The 16491-nt window shown below is 74.2% G+C and carries 11 protein-coding genes; 9 read left to right on the plus strand and 2 right to left on the minus strand.

The annotated features are described in order from the left end of the window. Positions 1-43: 43 nt before the first annotated feature. The 7 genes from ABD330_RS01450 (at position 44) to ABD330_RS01480 (ending at position 12290) form a co-directional block, all read left to right on the plus strand. Positions 44-1936 (plus strand): serine/threonine-protein kinase, encoded by a 1893-nt coding sequence (locus tag ABD330_RS01450; protein WP_344459794.1) that lies wholly within the window; start codon positions 44-46, stop codon positions 1934-1936. A 74-nt stretch (positions 1937-2010) separates the two neighbouring features. Beyond that, positions 2011-3126, plus strand: a complete 1116-nt coding sequence (locus ABD330_RS01455; protein ID WP_344459796.1) for a protein kinase domain-containing protein — start codon at positions 2011-2013, stop codon at positions 3124-3126. A 222-nt stretch (positions 3127-3348) separates the two neighbouring features. Then, a complete protein-coding gene (locus ABD330_RS01460; protein WP_344459798.1) occupies positions 3349-5007 on the plus strand; it encodes a serine/threonine-protein kinase in 1659 nt (552 codons plus the stop codon). A gap of 75 nt (positions 5008-5082) precedes the next feature. Then, positions 5083-6702: a succinic semialdehyde dehydrogenase gene (locus tag ABD330_RS01465; RefSeq protein ID WP_344459800.1), complete on the plus strand. Its 1620-nt coding sequence runs from the start codon at positions 5083-5085 to the stop codon at positions 6700-6702. A gap of 125 nt (positions 6703-6827) precedes the next feature. Further along, positions 6828-8621 (plus strand): GMC oxidoreductase, encoded by a 1794-nt coding sequence (locus tag ABD330_RS01470; protein WP_344459802.1) that lies wholly within the window; start codon positions 6828-6830, stop codon positions 8619-8621. An 874-nt stretch (positions 8622-9495) separates the two neighbouring features. After that, a complete protein-coding gene (gene guaA / locus ABD330_RS01475; RefSeq protein WP_344459804.1) occupies positions 9496-11082 on the plus strand; it encodes a glutamine-hydrolyzing GMP synthase in 1587 nt (528 codons plus the stop codon). 215 nt (positions 11083-11297) lie between these two features. Next, complete coding sequence (locus ABD330_RS01480; protein WP_344459806.1) at positions 11298-12290, plus strand: Rieske 2Fe-2S domain-containing protein; 993 nt, start codon at positions 11298-11300, stop codon at positions 12288-12290. Positions 12291-12310: 20 nt separating this feature from the next. Here ABD330_RS01480 and ABD330_RS01485 read toward each other — a convergent pair whose 3' ends face one another. Next, positions 12311-12544 carry a hypothetical protein gene (locus ABD330_RS01485; RefSeq protein WP_344459808.1) on the minus strand — a complete coding sequence of 78 codons (234 nt, stop codon included), beginning with the start codon at positions 12542-12544 and terminating at the stop codon, positions 12311-12313. Continuing rightward, a complete protein-coding gene (locus tag ABD330_RS01490) occupies positions 12541-14040 on the minus strand; it encodes a PspC domain-containing protein (protein WP_344459810.1) in 1500 nt (499 codons plus the stop codon). The genes ABD330_RS01485 and ABD330_RS01490 overlap by 4 nt, the downstream gene beginning before the upstream one ends. 135 nt (positions 14041-14175) lie before the next feature. Here ABD330_RS01490 and ABD330_RS01495 point away from each other — a divergent pair, with 135 nt between their 5' ends. Together ABD330_RS01495 and ABD330_RS01500 are read left to right on the plus strand one after the other, a co-directional pair. After that, positions 14176-15630 (plus strand): ATP-binding protein, encoded by a 1455-nt coding sequence (locus tag ABD330_RS01495; protein ID WP_344459812.1) that lies wholly within the window; start codon positions 14176-14178, stop codon positions 15628-15630. After that, positions 15623-16315 carry a LuxR C-terminal-related transcriptional regulator gene (locus tag ABD330_RS01500; RefSeq protein WP_344459814.1) on the plus strand — a complete coding sequence of 231 codons (693 nt, stop codon included), beginning with the start codon at positions 15623-15625 and terminating at the stop codon, positions 16313-16315. Before ABD330_RS01495 ends, ABD330_RS01500 begins: the two co-directional genes overlap by 8 nt. Positions 16316-16491 lie beyond the last annotated feature (176 nt).

The following is a 16491-nucleotide window of genomic DNA, read 5'->3' on the forward strand; positions in this document are numbered from 1 at the left end:
GCCGGCGGCACAGATCGTCAGCAGCACATGGGGGAATGCACCGATGACCCAGGCGCAAGGTTCCACCGGCCGTCTCCTGGCCGGTCGCTACCGGTTGCTCGGAGTGCTGGGCCAGGGCGGGATGGGCACGGTGTGGCGGGCCGAGGACGAGATGCTCGGCCGCATCGTCGCGGTCAAGGAACTCCGCATGCACGGCGGGGTGGACGAGGACGAGAAGCGTCGCCTGATCGTCCGCACGCTGCGCGAGGCCAAGGCGACCGCCCGGATCCGGCACACCGCCGCCGTCACCGTCTTCGACGTGGTCGAGGAGGACGACCGGCCGTGGATCGTGATGGAGCTGGTCGAGTCCCGCTCGCTGGCCGAGGTGGTCAAGGAGGACGGGCCGGTCACGCCGGCCCGGGCCGCCGAGATCGCGCTCGACCTGCTCGGGGTGCTCGGCGCGGCCCACAGCCACGGCATCCTGCACCGGGACGTCAAGCCGTCCAACGTGCTGATCGGTGAGGACGGCCGGGTCGTCCTCACCGACTTCGGCATCGCCAGCGTCGAGGGCGACACCTCCGTCACCTCGACCGGCATGCTGGTCGGCGCACCCTCGTACATCTCGCCGGAGCGCGCCCGGGGCCAGAAGCCGGGACCGCCCGCCGACATGTGGTCGCTCGGCGGGACGCTGTACGCGATGGTCGAGGGGAAGCCCCCGTACGACCGGGGCTCGGCGCTCGCCACGCTCACGGCGGTGATGACCGAGGACCTCGCGGCGCCCCTGAACGCCGGGCCGTTGCGGCCGGTCATCGAGGGGCTGCTGGAGAAGGACCCGGTGCGGCGGCTGGACGCCTCCACCACCCGGTCGATGCTCAAGCGGATCGTCGCCCAGGAGACCGCCAAGGCCGAGGCCACCACCCGGCTGACCGTCCCGACGCCGACCGCGACCGTGACAGCGACGGCGCCGGCCACGGCCCCGAACGCCGACCCGGCGGCTGCGGCCGCCGAGACGCCGCCGACCGCCGCCAAGGCCAAGCGCGGGGTGGGCGGGCTGCTCGGCACCGTGCGGGTGGGCAGCCGTTCGGCCGAGCCCGCCGCCGTCCTGGTGCCCGCGCCCGCGCCCGCACCGGCGCCCACCGCGGCGCCCGCCCCCGCGGCGGCTCCGGAGACGGTGCTGATAGCCGCGCCGCCCGCGCGGCCGGACCGGCGCAGGCTGCTGCTCGCCGGGGGTGCACTGGTGATCGTGCTGCTGCTGACGGTCCTGGCCGTCGTCCTGCTGCGGGACAAGGCCGGCGCCACCGGCGCGGCGTCCTCCCCGGCGGCCACCTCGCCCACCGCGCACACGGCGGCCGCCCCGGTGCCCGCCACTCCGGGGACGCCTGCGGCCTCGGCCGGCGCGCCCTCCTCCTCGCCGTCGGCTTCGCCGTCCGCGTCGGCGTCCGCCTCGGCCTCCGCGAAGCCGTCGGACAGCGCCGGCGCGAGCGGCGGTCCCAGCCCGAGCGGGAGCGCCGGCGGCACCGTACCGGCCGGCTACCACGCGTACCGCGACGACAGCGGCTTCTCGATCATCCTGCCCGACTGGCTCGGCTCCCCCTCGGCGGGCGACAGCCGGACCACCTTCAGCGGCAACGGCAGCAAGCTGGTCGTCGAGTGGACCACCAGCCCCGGGGCGAGCGCGCTCGGTGCGTGGCAGCAGCAGGAGTCGGACAAGCAGGGCACCTTCTCCAACTACCACCGCGTCAACCTCGCCGCCCTCACCTACCGGACGTGGACCAACGCCGCCGACTGGGAGTGGACCTTCGGCAGCAGCACCGCCATGCACTCGCTCGACCGCGGCTTCGTCACCGGCAAGTACGGCTACGCGATCTACTGGACCACCCCGGACTCGCTGTGGAACGACCCGGCGAGCGCAGCTGCCCGCAAGGCCGCCTTCGATTCGTTCCAACCCGCGCCCTGAGCAGCCGGATTCCGCACGGAAACGACGTACGCTGGCCGGACGGAAGGCCCAACATATTTTCGTAAGGATGGCTCATGCGAGCAGCGGGCCTCGGGCAGGTGGTCGCCGGGCGGTACCGGGTGACAGGCGATCCGGCGGGGGGTGCCGTACCCGCGCAGGACGTCCGCACCGGCGAGTCCGTGCTGCTGCGCGCGCTGGAGCTGCCCGAACTGCTGATACCGGGTCAGCCGATGCCGGACGAGCCGCCGGAGGGTCCTGACCAGGCCTCCGTCGACGAGTACGGCGGGGGCCGGCTGGCCGCGCTGGTGACGGACCGGGCGGGCCGGACGCCGTCGCACCCGAGGCTGCTGCAAGGGGTCGAGGTCTTCGCCGACGAGGAGCTGCTCTGGGTCGCGGAGGAGCGTCCGGCGGGTGTTCCGCTGGCGGAGCCGGCCGGGGCGGGCCCGCTCCCGCCGTACCGGGTCGCCGAGATCGCGGCGGACCTCGCGGGTGCGCTGCGCGCGCTGCACGCGGTCGGCCGCGCGCACGGGAACGTCACCACGGACACCGTCCTGGTCTGCGAGGACGGTGCCACCATGCTCGGCGGCCTGCTCCTCGGCGTGGCCGAGGAGACGCTCTGCGCCGAGCTCGGCGGCCCCGTCCCGCGCCGGGTGTACGAGGCCCGCGCCGTCCTGCTGGGCCCCCGGGCCGAGCGCTGGGCCCCCGACGTGGGCCCGCAGGCGGACTGCTGGGCGCTGGGCGTCCTGCTGCACCGGCTGCTGACCGGCCGCGCCCCCTACCCGGAGGACGACCTCCCGGTCCTGCTCTCCGCGATCCGGGCCGGTGCCGCCGAACCGGCCGAGGGCTGCGGCCCGCTGCGTCCGCTGGTCGAGCGGCTGCTCCGGCCCGATCCGGCCGCCCGTCCGACGGCGGCCGCCGTCCGGCGGTGGCTGGGGGAACTGCTCGCGTCCTCCCCGGAGCCGTACGGTCCGGCGGCCGCCGGTCCGGCCGACGGACCGGCGCCGCTGCCCGTCCTGCGGCCGCGCGGGCGGCTGGTGCTCCGTCGGCGGACGGGCCGGGAGGTGGAGCACGGGCGGCACGCCGGGAGGCGTCCGCTGGTGCCGCCGACGCTGCTCGGCCCGCTGCTGGTGGGCGGGGTGCTGCTGGCCATGCTGGCGGCGCTGGCCGCCGTGGTGGCCTTCGCGGGCTGACCGGCCGGGGGCTCCGCCGACGGGTTGTCGGCTCCCGGGGAGGCCCGGTCCGCCGGGCCGGGGCCCGGGTCAAGGTCACAGGGCGGTCTCCGGGCCGGGTCGCGATTCCGGTGCCGCTCCGGGGCGCCTAATCTGTGTTCGGAAGTTGTCCTATCGGTGAGTCAGCGGTGCACCGGAACCTCCGTCAGGGTGACGGTGGGCTGATGAGGGGGAACGGTCGCCATGGGCGTGCAGGATCAGTCGGCGCAGGCGAGAGACGCGCAGCGGATGCTCGGTGGACGGTACGTCCTGGGCGAGCGGCTCGGCCGGGGCGGCATGGGCACCGTCTGGCGCGCCCAGGACGAGATGCTCGACCGCGAGGTCGCGGTCAAGGAGCTGACGGTCGGACACCTCGACGACGAGGACCAGCAGATCCTCAAGTCCCGGATGATGCGGGAGGCGCGCGCCGCCGCGCGGATCAAGCACCCCGGCGTCATCACCATCCACGACGTGCTGGAGCAGGACGGCCGGCCGTGGATCGTCATGGAGCTGATCGACGGCCGCTCGCTGGCCGACGTGATCAGCCAGGACGGCACCCTGCTGCCCCGCGAGGCGGCGGACGTCGGCGCGCAGGTGCTGGCCGCCCTGCACCGGGGCCACCAGCTCGGAGTGCTGCACCGGGACGTCAAGCCGGCCAACGTCCTGCTGGAGCGCGGCACCGGGCGGGTGGTGCTGCTGGACTTCGGCATCGCGACCTTCGAGGGCAACGTCGAGCTCACCCGCCCCGGCGACCTGGTCGGCTCGCCCGACTACCTCGCGCCCGAGCGGGCCCAGGGCGAGCGTCCCGGCCCGGCCTCGGACCTGTGGGGCCTCGGCGCGACGCTGTATGCCGCCGTCGAGGGGGAGTCCCCCTTCCGCCGCTCCTCGCCGCTCACCACGCTGGCGGCGGTGGTCGGCGACCCGCTGCCCGAGCCGCACCGTGCCGGGGCGCTCGGACCGGTGCTGGCGGCGCTGATGGCCAAGGACCCGGCCGAGCGGCCGAGCGCCGACGAGGCGCTGCGGATGCTGTCCGAGGTGACGGCGGGCCACACCGTCGGCATCAAGGCGCCGCCCAGGCAGTTGCAGAAGTTCCCGACCCAGGCCGTCCCGGTGGTGGACCGTCCCGAGCAGCCGGTCTTCGCGGCCCTGGCGGCCGAGGAGCAGCAGGCGGAGCAGGTGAGCGCCACCGCGTCGACCGTGGCGACGGCGCCCGCCGCCGCGCCGGTACGGCGGCGGCGCCGGAAGGCCCTGTGGTTCACCACGACCGCCCTGGTGGCGGCGCTGCTGGCCGGCGGCGGCTACCTCGCCACCGGCGGGCTGGCCCGGATCACCCGGGTCTCGCCCGGCGTGCCCGTCAGCACGCCCACCGGCGCCGCGCGCACCGACCTCACCGCGCCGGGTCCGGTGCCCGACGGCTACCAGTGGGTCGACGACCCGGCCGGGTTCCGGTTCCCGATACCGACCGGTGGCGCGCCCTGGGTCAGGACCACCGAGGGCACCCAGATCGTCTACAGCCCGGACCACAAGCTGCGCTACCTGCAGTTCGCCGTGCAGGCCGGCCAGCCGCTGAAGCCGGTCCCCCACATGCTCCAACTGGAGGAGAAGGTCAGCAAGGCCACGAACACCAGGGACTACCAGCGGGTCCAGCTCTCCGACGTCCTGGTCAACGGCCACCCGGGCGCGGTCTGGGAGTTCACCTACACCGTGCGGGCGGACGGATCGCACCGGCACGTCATGGAGGAGGAGTACCTGGACGAGAAGGGCACTTCCTACACCATCTACCAGTCCTGCCCGGAGGCGAACTGGCTGGACGGGGCGCACCTTCTCACCACGGTGATCAACTACTTCACGCCGACCCGCTGATCAAACATCTGACACAGATCTTTTCCTGTTACCGACGGGTACCGAAGTCGCTCCCGAGCGCCTAGGCTGCGCCTCATGACGGACATCACGGCAGATCGACAGACGTCCAGGCGCAACCCGGCCGCGCCGGGCGCCGCGCGCACCGTCGCTTCGGCTGTCCCGGCGGCGCTGGTCGCCCGGCTCGCCAAGGGCGTCACCGCGACCGGCGAGCCCGACTGGGTGCACACCACCGCGCCGCTCACCGGCGACCCGCTGGCGCGCCTGCCGCGCTCGACCCCGGCCGACGTGGAGCTCGCGTACGAGCTGGCCCGCCGGGCGCAGCAGACCTGGGCCGCGCTGCCCGTCGGCCGCCGGGCCGCCGTCCTGCTGCGTTTCCACGACCTGCTGCTGGCCCGCCGGGACGAGGCGCTCGACCTCGTCCAGGCCGAGACCGGCAAGTCCCGCCTGCACGCCTTCGAGGAGGTGCTGGCGGCGGCGCTGGCCGCCCGGCACTACGGCCGCAAGGCGTCCTCGTACCTGCGCGACCGCCGCCGCTCGGGCGCGCTGCCGGTGCTCACCCACACGGTGGAGTCCCGGCGCCCCAAGGGGGTGATCGGGCAGATCTCGCCGTGGAACTACCCGCTCGAACTGTCCGTGAGCGACGCCCTGCCCGCCTTCGTCGCGGGCAACGCCGTCGTCACCAAGCCCGACACCCAGACCGCGCTGACCGCCCTGTGGGCGCGTGAGCTGCTGGTCGAGGCCGGGCTGCCCGCCGACCTCTGGCAGCTGGTGATCGGCGACGGGCCGGTGATCGGCCCCGCCGTGGTGGACCGGGCCGACTACGTCTCGTTCACCGGCTCCACCCGGACCGGCCGCGAGGTGGCCCAGAAGGCCGCCGCCCGCCTGGTCGGCGCCTCGCTGGAGCTCGGCGGCAAGAACCCGATGCTGGTGCTCGCCGACGCCGACCTGGACAAGGCTGCCGAGGGCGCCGTCCGGGCCTGCTTCTCCTCCGCCGGGCAGCTCTGCATCTCGATCGAGCGGCTCTACGTGCACCGCTCGGTGGCCGACGACTTCCTCGCCCGGTTCGCGGCCCGCACCAGCGCGATGCGGCTCGGCGGCGGCCTGGCGTACGGCGCCGACATGGGCTCGCTGGTCTCCGTCCAGCAGCTGGAGACCGTCACCCGGCATGTCGAGGAGGCCGTCAAGGCGGGTGCCACGGTGCTCGCGGGCGGCCAGGCCCGGCCGGAGCTCGGGCCGCTGTTCTTCGAGCCCACCATCCTGGACGGCGTCACCCCGGAGATGGAGATCTGCGCGCAGGAGACCTTCGGCCCGGTGGTCTCGGTCTACCGCTTCGACACCGAGGACGAGGCCGTCGCCGCCGCCAACTCCACCGCCTACGGTCTGAACTCCAGCGTCTGGACGACCGACCACCGCCGGGGCCGCGCCGTCGCGGCCCGGCTGCGCACCGGCACGGTCAACATCAACGAGGCGTACGCGGCGGCCTACGGCTCGATCGCCTCACCGATGGGCGGCATGGGCGACTCGGGCCTGGGCCGCCGGCACGGCGGCGAGGGCATCCTGCGCTTCACCGAGGCGCAGACCGTCTCCACCCAGCGGCTGCTGCCGATCGGGCCCTCGTTCGGGATGGACGACGAGAAGTTCGCGGCGCTCTTCACCACCGGGCTGAAGGCGATGAAGGCGCTGCGTTTCAAGTAGGCCCGCCCGGCACTTAGGCCCGCCCGGCGCTTCGAGCGGGCCCGCCCGACGGGAGGGCCCGCCGGTGCGCGGGCCCGCCCGGCGGGGCCCCGGGCACACCCTCTCTTCAGAAGGAGCAGCGTCAGATGGCGAGTACGGGTGAGCCCGACTACGACGTGGTCGTGGTCGGATCGGGCTTCGGCGGTTCGGTCGCCGCGCTGCGGCTGACCGAGAAGGGGTACCGGGTCGCCGTCCTGGAGGCCGGCCGCCGGTTCACCCCCGAGGAGCTGCCGAAGAACTCCTGGGACACCAGGAACTACGTCTGGGCCCCCGCGCTCGGCCTGTACGGCATCCAGCGGATCCACCTGCTCGCCAACGTCCTGGTGCTCGGCGGCGCGGGGGTCGGCGGCGGCTCGCTCAACTACGCCAACACGCTGTACGTACCGCCGAAGGCGTTCTTCGAGGACCGCCAGTGGCAGCACATCACCGACTGGGAGCAGGAGCTCGCCCCGTTCTACGACCAGGCGCAGCGGATGCTCGGGGTGCGTACCAACCCGACCATGACGCCCTCGGACGTCCACCTCAAGGCGGCCGCCAGGCGGATGGGCGTGGAGGACACCTTCCACCTCGCGCCGGTCGGCGTCTTCTTCGGTGACGGCAAGGACTCCGACGGCTCCGCGAAGGCCGCGCCGGGCGACGAGGCGGCGGACCCGTACTTCGGCGGGGCCGGGCCGCGCCGCCGGGCCTGCATCGAGTGCGGCGAGTGCATGACCGGCTGCCGGCACGGTGCGAAGAACACCCTGACCGAGAACTACCTCTACCTGGCGGAGCGCAGCGGCGCCGAGATCCACCCGCTGACCACCGTCGCCCGGATCCGGCCGCTGGCCGGGGCCGACGGCGGCCAGGTCTTCGCGGTCGACGTCCGCCGCACCGACTCCCGCTCGGGCGATCCGGTGAAGGCCGGCGCCCGGACGATCACCGCCGCCCGGGTGGTGGTCGCCGCCGGGACGTACGGCACCCAGACGCTGCTGCACCGGATGCGCGACAGTGGCCGGCTGCCCGCCGTCTCGGCGCGGCTCGGCGAGCTGACCCGGACCAACTCCGAGGCGCTGGTGGGTGCTTCGACCACCGACCGGCGGTACGGCGAGAAGGTCGACTTCACCAAGGGCGTGGCGATCACCTCCTCGATCCACCCGGACGGGAACACCCACATCGAGCCGGTCCGTTACGGCAAGGGCTCCAACGCGATGGGCTTCCTGAGCGTCCAGCAGGTGCCGGGCGCGGGCTCCGGCCCGCGCTGGCTGCGCTACGCCGTCACGGCCGCCCGGCACCCGGTGGTCTTCGCGCAGTCGATGAACCGGCACCGGTGGTCGGAGAAGACCATCATCGGCCTGGTGATGCAGTCCCTGGACAACTCGATCACCGTCTCGCTGAAGAAGTCGGGCATCGGCAAGGGCAAGCTGACCTCGCGGCAGGGCCACGGTGCGCCGAACCCGACCTGGATCCCGGCCGCCGAGCGGGGCGCCGACGCACTGGCGGCGGAGATCAACGGCTTCGCGGGCAGCACCGTCGGCGAGATCTTCGACATCCCGATGACCGCCCACTTCATCGGCGGCTGCCCGATCGCCGACAGCCCGGAGCACGGGGTCGTCGACCCGTACCAGCGGCTGTACGGCTACCCGGGCATCAGCGTGGTGGACGGCTCCACCATCTCCGCCAACCTCGGCGTCAACCCCTCGCTCACCATCACCGCGCAGGCCGAACGCGCGATGTCGATGTGGCCGAACAAGGGCGAGGCCGATCCGCGCCCGGCCCAGGACGAGGCGTACCGGCGGGTGCCGGCCGTCGTGCCCGTCCGCCCGGCGGTGCCCGCCGGGGCGTTCGGCGAGCTGCGGCTGCCGCTGCTGCCGGTCCCGGTGGTGCCGAAGCGGGAGGCCTGACCGGGCCGCCCGCCGGGGGAGGCCCGCTTCGACCGGGCCCGCCCGCCGGGGGAGGCCCGGACAGGGCAAAGGGCCCCGCGGGGGAACGGGGCCCTTTGTCGCTCAGCACTCGGCGTCAGGGCTGCGCCGGTGCTGGGGCGACGGCGCCGGGGGATGAGCGCCGTCTGGACGGATGGCTTCGGGGTGGTGCCTGACGCCTGCCGGGGTGGGCCGGCGGGGAGGCACGCGGCACGAGGTGACCTTCACGGAGCGTGAGGTGATAACCGTTGTCACCGTCGACTCGGTCGGGCGCTTCGGGCCGGGGTCCGGGAACCCCACTGTCAGCATCGTGGTGGACGCGGCCCCTACTCTGCAACCGGTTCGACGCAGTTCGGCACAGTCCGATTTCCGGCGGGGGTGGTGCCGTATCCTGCCCGCCGCACCGGACCGTGACGACTACGCTCCGTAGTAGTCGTCTGTCCGGCGTCAGCCCCGGGCGTCCCCGGGGCTGACCCTGTTCGGTCGCGGCCGGGTTCGCTGTCCCCTGCTGGCCGGCCGCGGCACCCCCGCGCGGTCCCACGGCGGGCCGCGCCCGGCACGGAGCCGGCCGCGGCGCGCCACGCGCGCGGGTGGACCGAGTGATCCACGCGTGGTTCGTCGCCCGTGCGACGGTGCCCCGCACCTGGGGGGTGCGACGCGGTCGTACGGCCGTCCGGAACAACGAGCAGGCGCCCGCCCCGGTCACGGCCGGGTGCCCCGGCAAGCGGGTGAAGCCGGAACCGCCCGGGCCGCCCGGTAGAATCGGGAGCGACACCCCCACTCGTCACCCGCCGCGGCCCCCTTCCGAGGGCACGCTGCGCGCGACCCCTCCCGATTCGCTGCCGGAAGGCCGTACGTGTCCTCTGCTACCCCCGACCAGAACGCACCCGAGCTCGACACCGTCCTGGTGGTCGACTTCGGTGCCCAGTACGCCCAGCTCATCGCCCGTCGGGTGCGTGAGGCGCGGGTCTTCAGCGAGATCGTGCCGAGCTCCATGCCGGTCGCCGAGATGCTCGCCAAGAACCCCAAGGCGATCATCCTCTCCGGCGGCCCGTCCTCGGTCTACGAGGAGGGTGCACCGCGCCTCGACCGCGCGATCTTCGAGGCCGGCGTCCCGGTCTTCGGCATGTGCTACGGCTTCCAGCTGATGGCGATCACCCTCGGCGGCACCGTCGACAACTCCGGTGCCCGTGAGTACGGCCGCACCGCGCTGCAGGTCACCAAGACCGGCTCGACGCTGTTCGAGGGCACCCCGGCCGAGCAGTCGGTGTGGATGTCGCACGGCGACGCCTGCTCCGCCGCGCCCGAGGGCTTCACCGTGACCGCCTCCACCGACGTGGTGCCGGTCGCCGCGTTCGAGAACGACGCGGCCAAGCTGTACGGCGTCCAGTACCACCCCGAGGTGCTGCACTCCACGCACGGCCAGCAGATCCTGGAGCACTTCCTCTACCGGGGTGCCGGGCTCGCCCCGACCTGGACGACCGTCAACGTGGTCGAGGAGCAGGTCGCGCTGATCAAGGAGCAGGTCGGCGACAAGCGCGCCATCTGCGGCCTCTCCGGCGGCGTGGACTCGGCCGTCGCGGCCGCGCTGGTGGCCAAGGCCATCGGTGACCAGCTGACCTGCGTGTACGTCGACCACGGTCTGATGCGCAAGGGCGAGACCGAGCAGGTCGAGAAGGACTTCGTCGCGGCCACCGGCGTCAAGCTGAAGGTCGTGGACGCCGAGGAGCGCTTCCTGACCGCGCTGGCCGGGGTCTCCGACCCCGAGACGAAGCGCAAGATCATCGGCCGCGAGTTCATCCGCGTCTTCGAGCAGGCCCAGGCCGAGATCATCGCGGACGAGGGCCCGGCCGTCGGCTTCCTGGTCCAGGGCACCCTGTACCCGGACGTGGTGGAGTCCGGCGGCGGCACCGGTACCGCCAACATCAAGTCGCACCACAACGTCGGCGGCCTGCCCGACGACATCGAGTTCGAGCTCGTCGAGCCGCTGCGCAAGCTCTTCAAGGACGAGGTCCGGATGGTCGGCCAGGAGCTCGGCCTGCCGGAGGAGATCGTCCAGCGCCAGCCCTTCCCCGGCCCGGGCCTCGGCATCCGGATCGTCGGCGAGGTCACCAAGGAGCGGCTCGACCTGCTCCGCGAGGCCGACGCCATCGCCCGCGAGGAGCTGACCCTCGCCGGTCTCGACCGCGAGATCTGGCAGTGCCCCGTCGTGCTGCTCGCGGACGTCCGCAGCGTCGGCGTCCAGGGCGACGGCCGCACCTACGGCCACCCGATCGTGCTCCGTCCGGTGTCCTCCGAGGACGCCATGACGGCCGACTGGTCGCGCCTGCCGTACGAGGTGCTGGCCAAGATCTCCACCCGCATCACCAACGAGGTCCCCGACGTGAACCGCGTGGTGCTCGACTGCACCAGCAAGCCGCCGGGCACCATCGAGTGGGAGTAATCCCCTCCAGCGTTGAACGGCCGCGCCGCCACTCCCGTACTGCAAGGGGAGCGGCGGCGCGGCCGTTTGCCGTGCAGTACGGGGTCCGCAGCCCGGCCGCACCGCCTCGGGGCGCGTGGGGGTGCGCCGACGGCCTACCGGCGGAAGCCGGGCGGAGCGGGCAGAATCGGACCGGACCCGTCAGCGGCTGACGGGGTGTGAGCGGAGGGAACGGCATGGCGGAGCAGTCGGGCAGAGCGGCACTGGTGGCCGCATGGCGGGAGACGGCCGCGCGCTTCGCGCTGCTGCCGCTGCGGCTCTTCCTCGGAGCGACCTTCGCCTACGCCGCCTTCGACAAGCTCGCCGACCCGCACTACCTGGCGGGGGCGGGGGACACGGCCTCGTTCGTCGCGCAGAGCCAGGCCGTCCGGCCGTCCAGCCCGGTCGGCTGGGCGCTCGGGCCCGCGCTGCACGAGCCCACCCTGTTCGCCCTGGCGATCGCCTTCGGCGAGCTCGCGGTCGGGCTGGGCACGCTGTTCGGGCTCTGGGGGCGGTTCGCCGCACTGGGCGGCGCGCTGATCAGCCTGAGCCTGTGGCTGACCGTCAGCTGGAACACCTCGCCGTACTACCTCGGCAACGATCTCGCCTACCTGCTGGCCTGGACCCCGCTGGTGCTGGCCGGGACGCCGTACCTCTCGATCGACGGCTACCTCGCCCGGCGGGCCGGGCGGGACCGTGAGCGCGGGCTGGCGGAGGAGGGGGTCCGGCGGCGGTCGGTGCTGGACGGCGGGATCGCGGCCGTCGGTCTCGGCGGCGCCGGGCTGCTGGCCGGGTCGCTGACGGCGACCTTCTGGCGGCCCCGGAAGGCCGCCGCCGCCTCCCCGCCGGCCCCGGCCGCCGCCCAGCCGTCCGGAGCGGCCCCGGTCTCGGTGGCGGCCTCCGCCGTCCCGGTCGGCGGATCCGCGCAGGTCAAGGACCCCGCCAGCGGGGACGCGGTCTACATCGTGCAGCCCAAGGCCGGCCAGTACTGCGGGTTCTCCTCGATCTGCACCCACGCCGGCTGCGCGGTGGACGCGCCGAAGAACGGCCAGCTGAGCTGCCCCTGCCACGGCTCCCGCTTCGACGCGGCGACCGGCGCCGTGGTCAACGGCCCAGCCACCAAGCCGCTGCCCAGGTACACCGTCACCAAGAACGGTGACCGCCTGGACCTCGGGCCCGTCCAGAGCTGACCCGCCGCCGGGCCGTCGTCCTACCCGCCGTCCGGGCCGCCGTCGGACGGCCGGCCGCCGCCGCGGCCGCGCCGGGACATCGCCGCCACCGCGCCGGCCAGCCCGGCGGTGCCGAGCACGATGAGCGTCACGGGGATGACGATCCGCCCGTTCACCGCCCGGTCGTTCAGCGAGGCGACCAGGTAGAGGACGGCGATCGTGGTGAAGAGCGCGCCCGCGATCAGCGAGAAGGGGTCGAGCCGGTGCTTCCTCATGCCTGGACCACCTGGATGTCGCCGATGCGGACGGTCAGAGTCAGGTCGAGGGTGCCCTTGGCAGCCCGACCGTCGGACGGATGCAGCTGGTACACCTGGGTGCCGCTCACCCCGGAGTGCGATTCGCCGCCCGGGAGCTGGACGCTGCCGATCGCGTCGTGCACCACCAGGCGGACCTCGACGTCCCCCGGGACGGTCAGCTGCAGGTCGCCGATGCCGAGCGCCGCCGTGCTGGTGAGGGTGGCCCCGGCGGGGTCGAGGCCGCTCAGGTCGAGCCGGAGGTCGCCCACGCCGAGGTCGTAGCGCGGCTGGAGTCCGGCCGCCGTGGTCGGCGCCCAGGACCGGTCGCCGAACCCGGACCGCACCGTGGTGTCGGTGGCCGCGCTCCCCGCCAGCGCCAGGGTGAGCAGCAGCGCCGGGACGGCCAGCCCGCGCGCCCGCCCGAACTTCGCGCCCACCAGCAGCGGTACGGCCAGGCCCAGCAGCGCGGCCGCGAGCACCGTGGAGATCCGGACGTCGCCGCCGTGCGACCACGCCGCCCACCAGGTCGCCGTCCCGGCGGCGGCCGCGAGCAGCAGGCCCAGCGGGGCGAGGAAGGAGCGCGACCGGGCGGTCCGCCGCGGGACGGGCGGCGGGACGGGCGCGGCCGGGGCGGCGGGCGCGGACTTGCGCAGCGGGTCGCCCTCCGGCAGGTCCGTCCGCTGCCACCAGGGGGTCTGGCCGCTGTACGGGTTGCGCTCGGGGTGCCGGGGATCCCAGAGGTAGCCGGACGGGCCGGGGGGCGGGGTGTCGGCGGGCCGGTCGGCGGCCTGCCCGCGAGCGGCGCCGAAGCGCTCGCGCAGCTGTGCGTCGAATCCCGCCCGGCGGCCCTGCCACTCCCGGTGGAAGTCCTCGGCGAACTGCTCCTTCCAGGCCGGCCGCCCGCCCGGCGGCCGGTCGGCCGGTCCGCCGAGGTGGTGCCGCAGGCCGCTCCGGCCGCCCCGGCGGCGGCGCTCCGGGTCGTACCTGACGGCGAGGAACACCAGGCCGCCGAGCAGCAGCAGCGGGAAGAGCTGCCCGTCGTCGTCCATCGAGGAGAAGAACACGCCCGTGCCGATCACCGTCATCAGCACCGCGCCGATCGACTGACCGTCCACCCGGCCGGTCAGCACCCGCTGGAGCTCGGTCCGTCCGGGGCGGCCCTCGACCGGCTCCTTCGGGACGATCAGCCAGCCGAGCCCGTAGAGGAACAGGCCGAGCCCGCCGGAGAGGCAGAGCACCGCCGTGACCACGCGGAAGACCACCGGGTCGATGTCCAGGTGCCGCCCGAGGCCGCCGCACACCCCCGCCACCACGCGGTGCTGCTCGCTGCGGGTGAGCGGCGGGCGCTGCCCGGCCGGTGGGGTGCCGTCCGGCGGGGTCCCGTCCGGGTCCGCCGGTGGGCCGGCCGGGGCGTCGGCCGAGGTGCCGCCCGGTGCGCCCGTCGGGTGGGCCGCTGTGCCGTGGTCGTCCGTCATGAGTCCTATCCTGCTGGTCGGCGGGCCCGGGCCCAACCGTCCGGGGCCCGGGACGGACCCTGATCTGTCCCTGAGTCCGGGCTAGGGGGCCGACCCTGATGCGCACGGGCCCGCGTACGTGTGACCATCGGTGGCGTGGCAGCCCCCGGTACCGATCCCAAACCCCCCGCCCCCGACGCCCAGACCGCGGCCGGGTCCGACCTCGCCGCGCCCGGCGCGGAGCGTCCGCCGTACCGCAGGCTCTACCGGAGCCCGCACGGCCGGATGCTGGGCGGTGTCGCGCACGGACTGGCCGTCCACCTCGGACTGCCCGTCACCTGGGTCCGCGGGGCGTTCATCCTGCTGTTCTTCGCCCAGGGCATAGGCGGGCTGCTGTACGCGGCGTTCTGGTTCGTGGTGCCGATCGGCATCGGCGAACCCGCCGTCGGCGGCGGCGCCCAGTGGGCTTACGTCAACGGCGCGTTCGTGCAGGCGGGCGCCGTCGGGGGCGCCGGATTCGGCGAGCTGCGCAAGGAGGACCGGCGCTGGTTCGGCCGCCTGCGCGAGCTGCTCCAGCGCACCTTCCACGGCGAGCCGGCCCCCGCCGGGGCCACGGCCGCCGGTCCGCCCGGGACGGCACGCGGCGGGCTCGGCCAACTCGCCGCGCTGCTGGCGCTGGTGGTCGGCCTGATGGCGCTGCTCAGCGTGCTGCACATCCAGACCGCCAAGCCGTACGTCTGGCCGTTGCTGACCGTCGGCGTCGGGGTGGCGCTGGTCTGGCGGCAGGCCGACGACTCGCACTGGCAGCGCTGGTTCGGCCTGGAGGAGGCGTCCAAGCAGCGCAGCGCGTACACCAGGGTCGGCGCCGGTGTGCTGCTGGTGGTGGCCGGCATCGTCGGCTTCCTGATCCTCCAGGGCACCCACTCGACCTGGACTTCGGTGGCGGAGGCGGCCCTCGCGGTGCTGGCCGGCGTGCTGGTGCTGGTCGGACCGTACGCGCTGCGGATGTGGCAGGACCTCGGCGCCGAGCGGACGGCCCGGATCCGGGCCCAGGAACGCGCCGAGATCGCCGCCCACGTGCACGACTCGGTGCTGCACACCCTGACGCTGATCCAGCGCAACGCCGACGACGCGAAGGAGGTGCTGCGGCTCGCGCGGGCCCAGGAACGCGAGTTGCGGCTCTGGCTGTACCGCCCGGAGGCCGCCGCCGCGGCCGCCCCGGACACCCTGGCCGAGCGGATCCGGTCGGTGGTCGCCGAGGTGGAGGACCTGCACGGGGTGCCGGTGGAGCTGGTCTGCGTCGGCGACTGCCCGATGGACGACCGGATCTCGGCGCAGATGCAGGCCGCGAGGGAGGCGATGGTCAACGCGGCCAAGTACGGTGGCGGGGGACCGGTCCAGGTGTACGCAGAGGTGGAGGGGCGGACGGTGTCCGTGTTCGTCCGCGACCACGGCCCGGGATTCGACCCGGACACCGTGCCCGAGGACCGGATGGGCGTACGGGAGTCGATCATCGGCCGGATGAAGCGCAACGGCGGCACCGCGAGGGTGCGGCCCGCGCCGGACGGCGGGACCGAGGTCGAGCTGGAGATGGAGAGAGCAGATGACTGAACCCACTGAGCCGACGGCGGGACCCGAGCGGGTGGCGCGGGTGGTGCTGGTCGACGACCACCGGATGTTCCGGACCGGCGTCCGCGCCGAGATCGGGCGGACGGAGCTCACCGGCATCGACGTGGTGGGCGAGGCGGACGACGTCGAGTCGGCCGTCCAGGTCGTCGCCGAGACCCGGCCGGACGTCGTCCTGCTCGACGTCCACCTGCCCGGCGGCGGCGGGGTCGAGGTGCTGCGCCGCTCGGCGCCGCTGATGTCCGACCCGGCCGGGGTGCGCTTCCTCGCACTGTCGGTCTCGGACGCCGCGGAGGACGTCATCGGTGTGATCCGGGGCGGCGCGCGCGGCTACGTCACCAAGACCATCACCGGTACCGACCTGGTCAACGCGATCTTCCGGATCTCCGACGGCGACGCGGTCTTCTCGCCGCGGCTGGCCGGGTTCGTGCTGGACGCCTTCGCCGCGACCGACACCCCGCCGGTGGACGAGGACCTCGACCGCCTCACCCAGCGCGAGCGCGAGGTGCTGCGGCTGATCGCGCGCGGCTACGCGTACAAGGAGATCGCCAAGCAGCTCTTCATCTCGGTCAAGACGGTGGAGAGCCACGTCTCGGCCGTGCTGCGCAAGCTCCAGCTGAGCAACCGTCACGAACTCACCCGCTGGGCCACCGCCCGCCGGCTGGTCTGAGCCGCTGCGCGAGCGAGCCGCCCCCGGGGAGGAGTCCCCGGGGGCGGCTTTCGTGCTGTGCCCTGTCGGCGGTCTGTCAGGCGCCGGCGGCGATCTGGCCGTAGTCGATCCAGCCGCCGTTTCCGTCCATGCCGTTGTTGGCGAAGGCGTTGACGGTGTTGTTGGGGTTGGTGAGG

This window comes from Kitasatospora kazusensis (assembly GCF_039529945.1).
In the GTDB taxonomy this organism is placed as follows: Bacteria; Actinomycetota; Actinomycetes; order Streptomycetales; family Streptomycetaceae; genus Kitasatospora; species Kitasatospora kazusensis.

Excerpts from the sequence above, each read along its gene's own strand:
- ABD330_RS01450 (WP_344459794.1), top strand. The coding sequence starts at position 44 with ATGACCCAGGCGCAAGGTTCCACCGGCCGTCTCCTGGCCGGTCGCTAC.
- ABD330_RS01455 (WP_344459796.1), top strand. The coding sequence starts at position 2,011 with ATGCGAGCAGCGGGCCTCGGGCAGGTGGTCGCCGGGCGGTACCGGGTG.
- ABD330_RS01460 (WP_344459798.1), top strand. The coding sequence starts at position 3,349 with ATGGGCGTGCAGGATCAGTCGGCGCAGGCGAGAGACGCGCAGCGGATG.
- ABD330_RS01465 (WP_344459800.1), top strand. The coding sequence starts at position 5,083 with ATGACGGACATCACGGCAGATCGACAGACGTCCAGGCGCAACCCGGCC.
- ABD330_RS01470 (WP_344459802.1), top strand. The coding sequence starts at position 6,828 with ATGGCGAGTACGGGTGAGCCCGACTACGACGTGGTCGTGGTCGGATCG.
- ABD330_RS01480 (WP_344459806.1), top strand. The coding sequence starts at position 11,298 with ATGGCGGAGCAGTCGGGCAGAGCGGCACTGGTGGCCGCATGGCGGGAG.
- ABD330_RS01485 (WP_344459808.1), bottom strand. The coding sequence starts at position 12,544 with ATGAGGAAGCACCGGCTCGACCCCTTCTCGCTGATCGCGGGCGCGCTC.
- ABD330_RS01490 (WP_344459810.1), bottom strand. The coding sequence starts at position 14,040 with ATGACGGACGACCACGGCACAGCGGCCCACCCGACGGGCGCACCGGGC.
- ABD330_RS01500 (WP_344459814.1), top strand. The coding sequence starts at position 15,623 with ATGACTGAACCCACTGAGCCGACGGCGGGACCCGAGCGGGTGGCGCGG.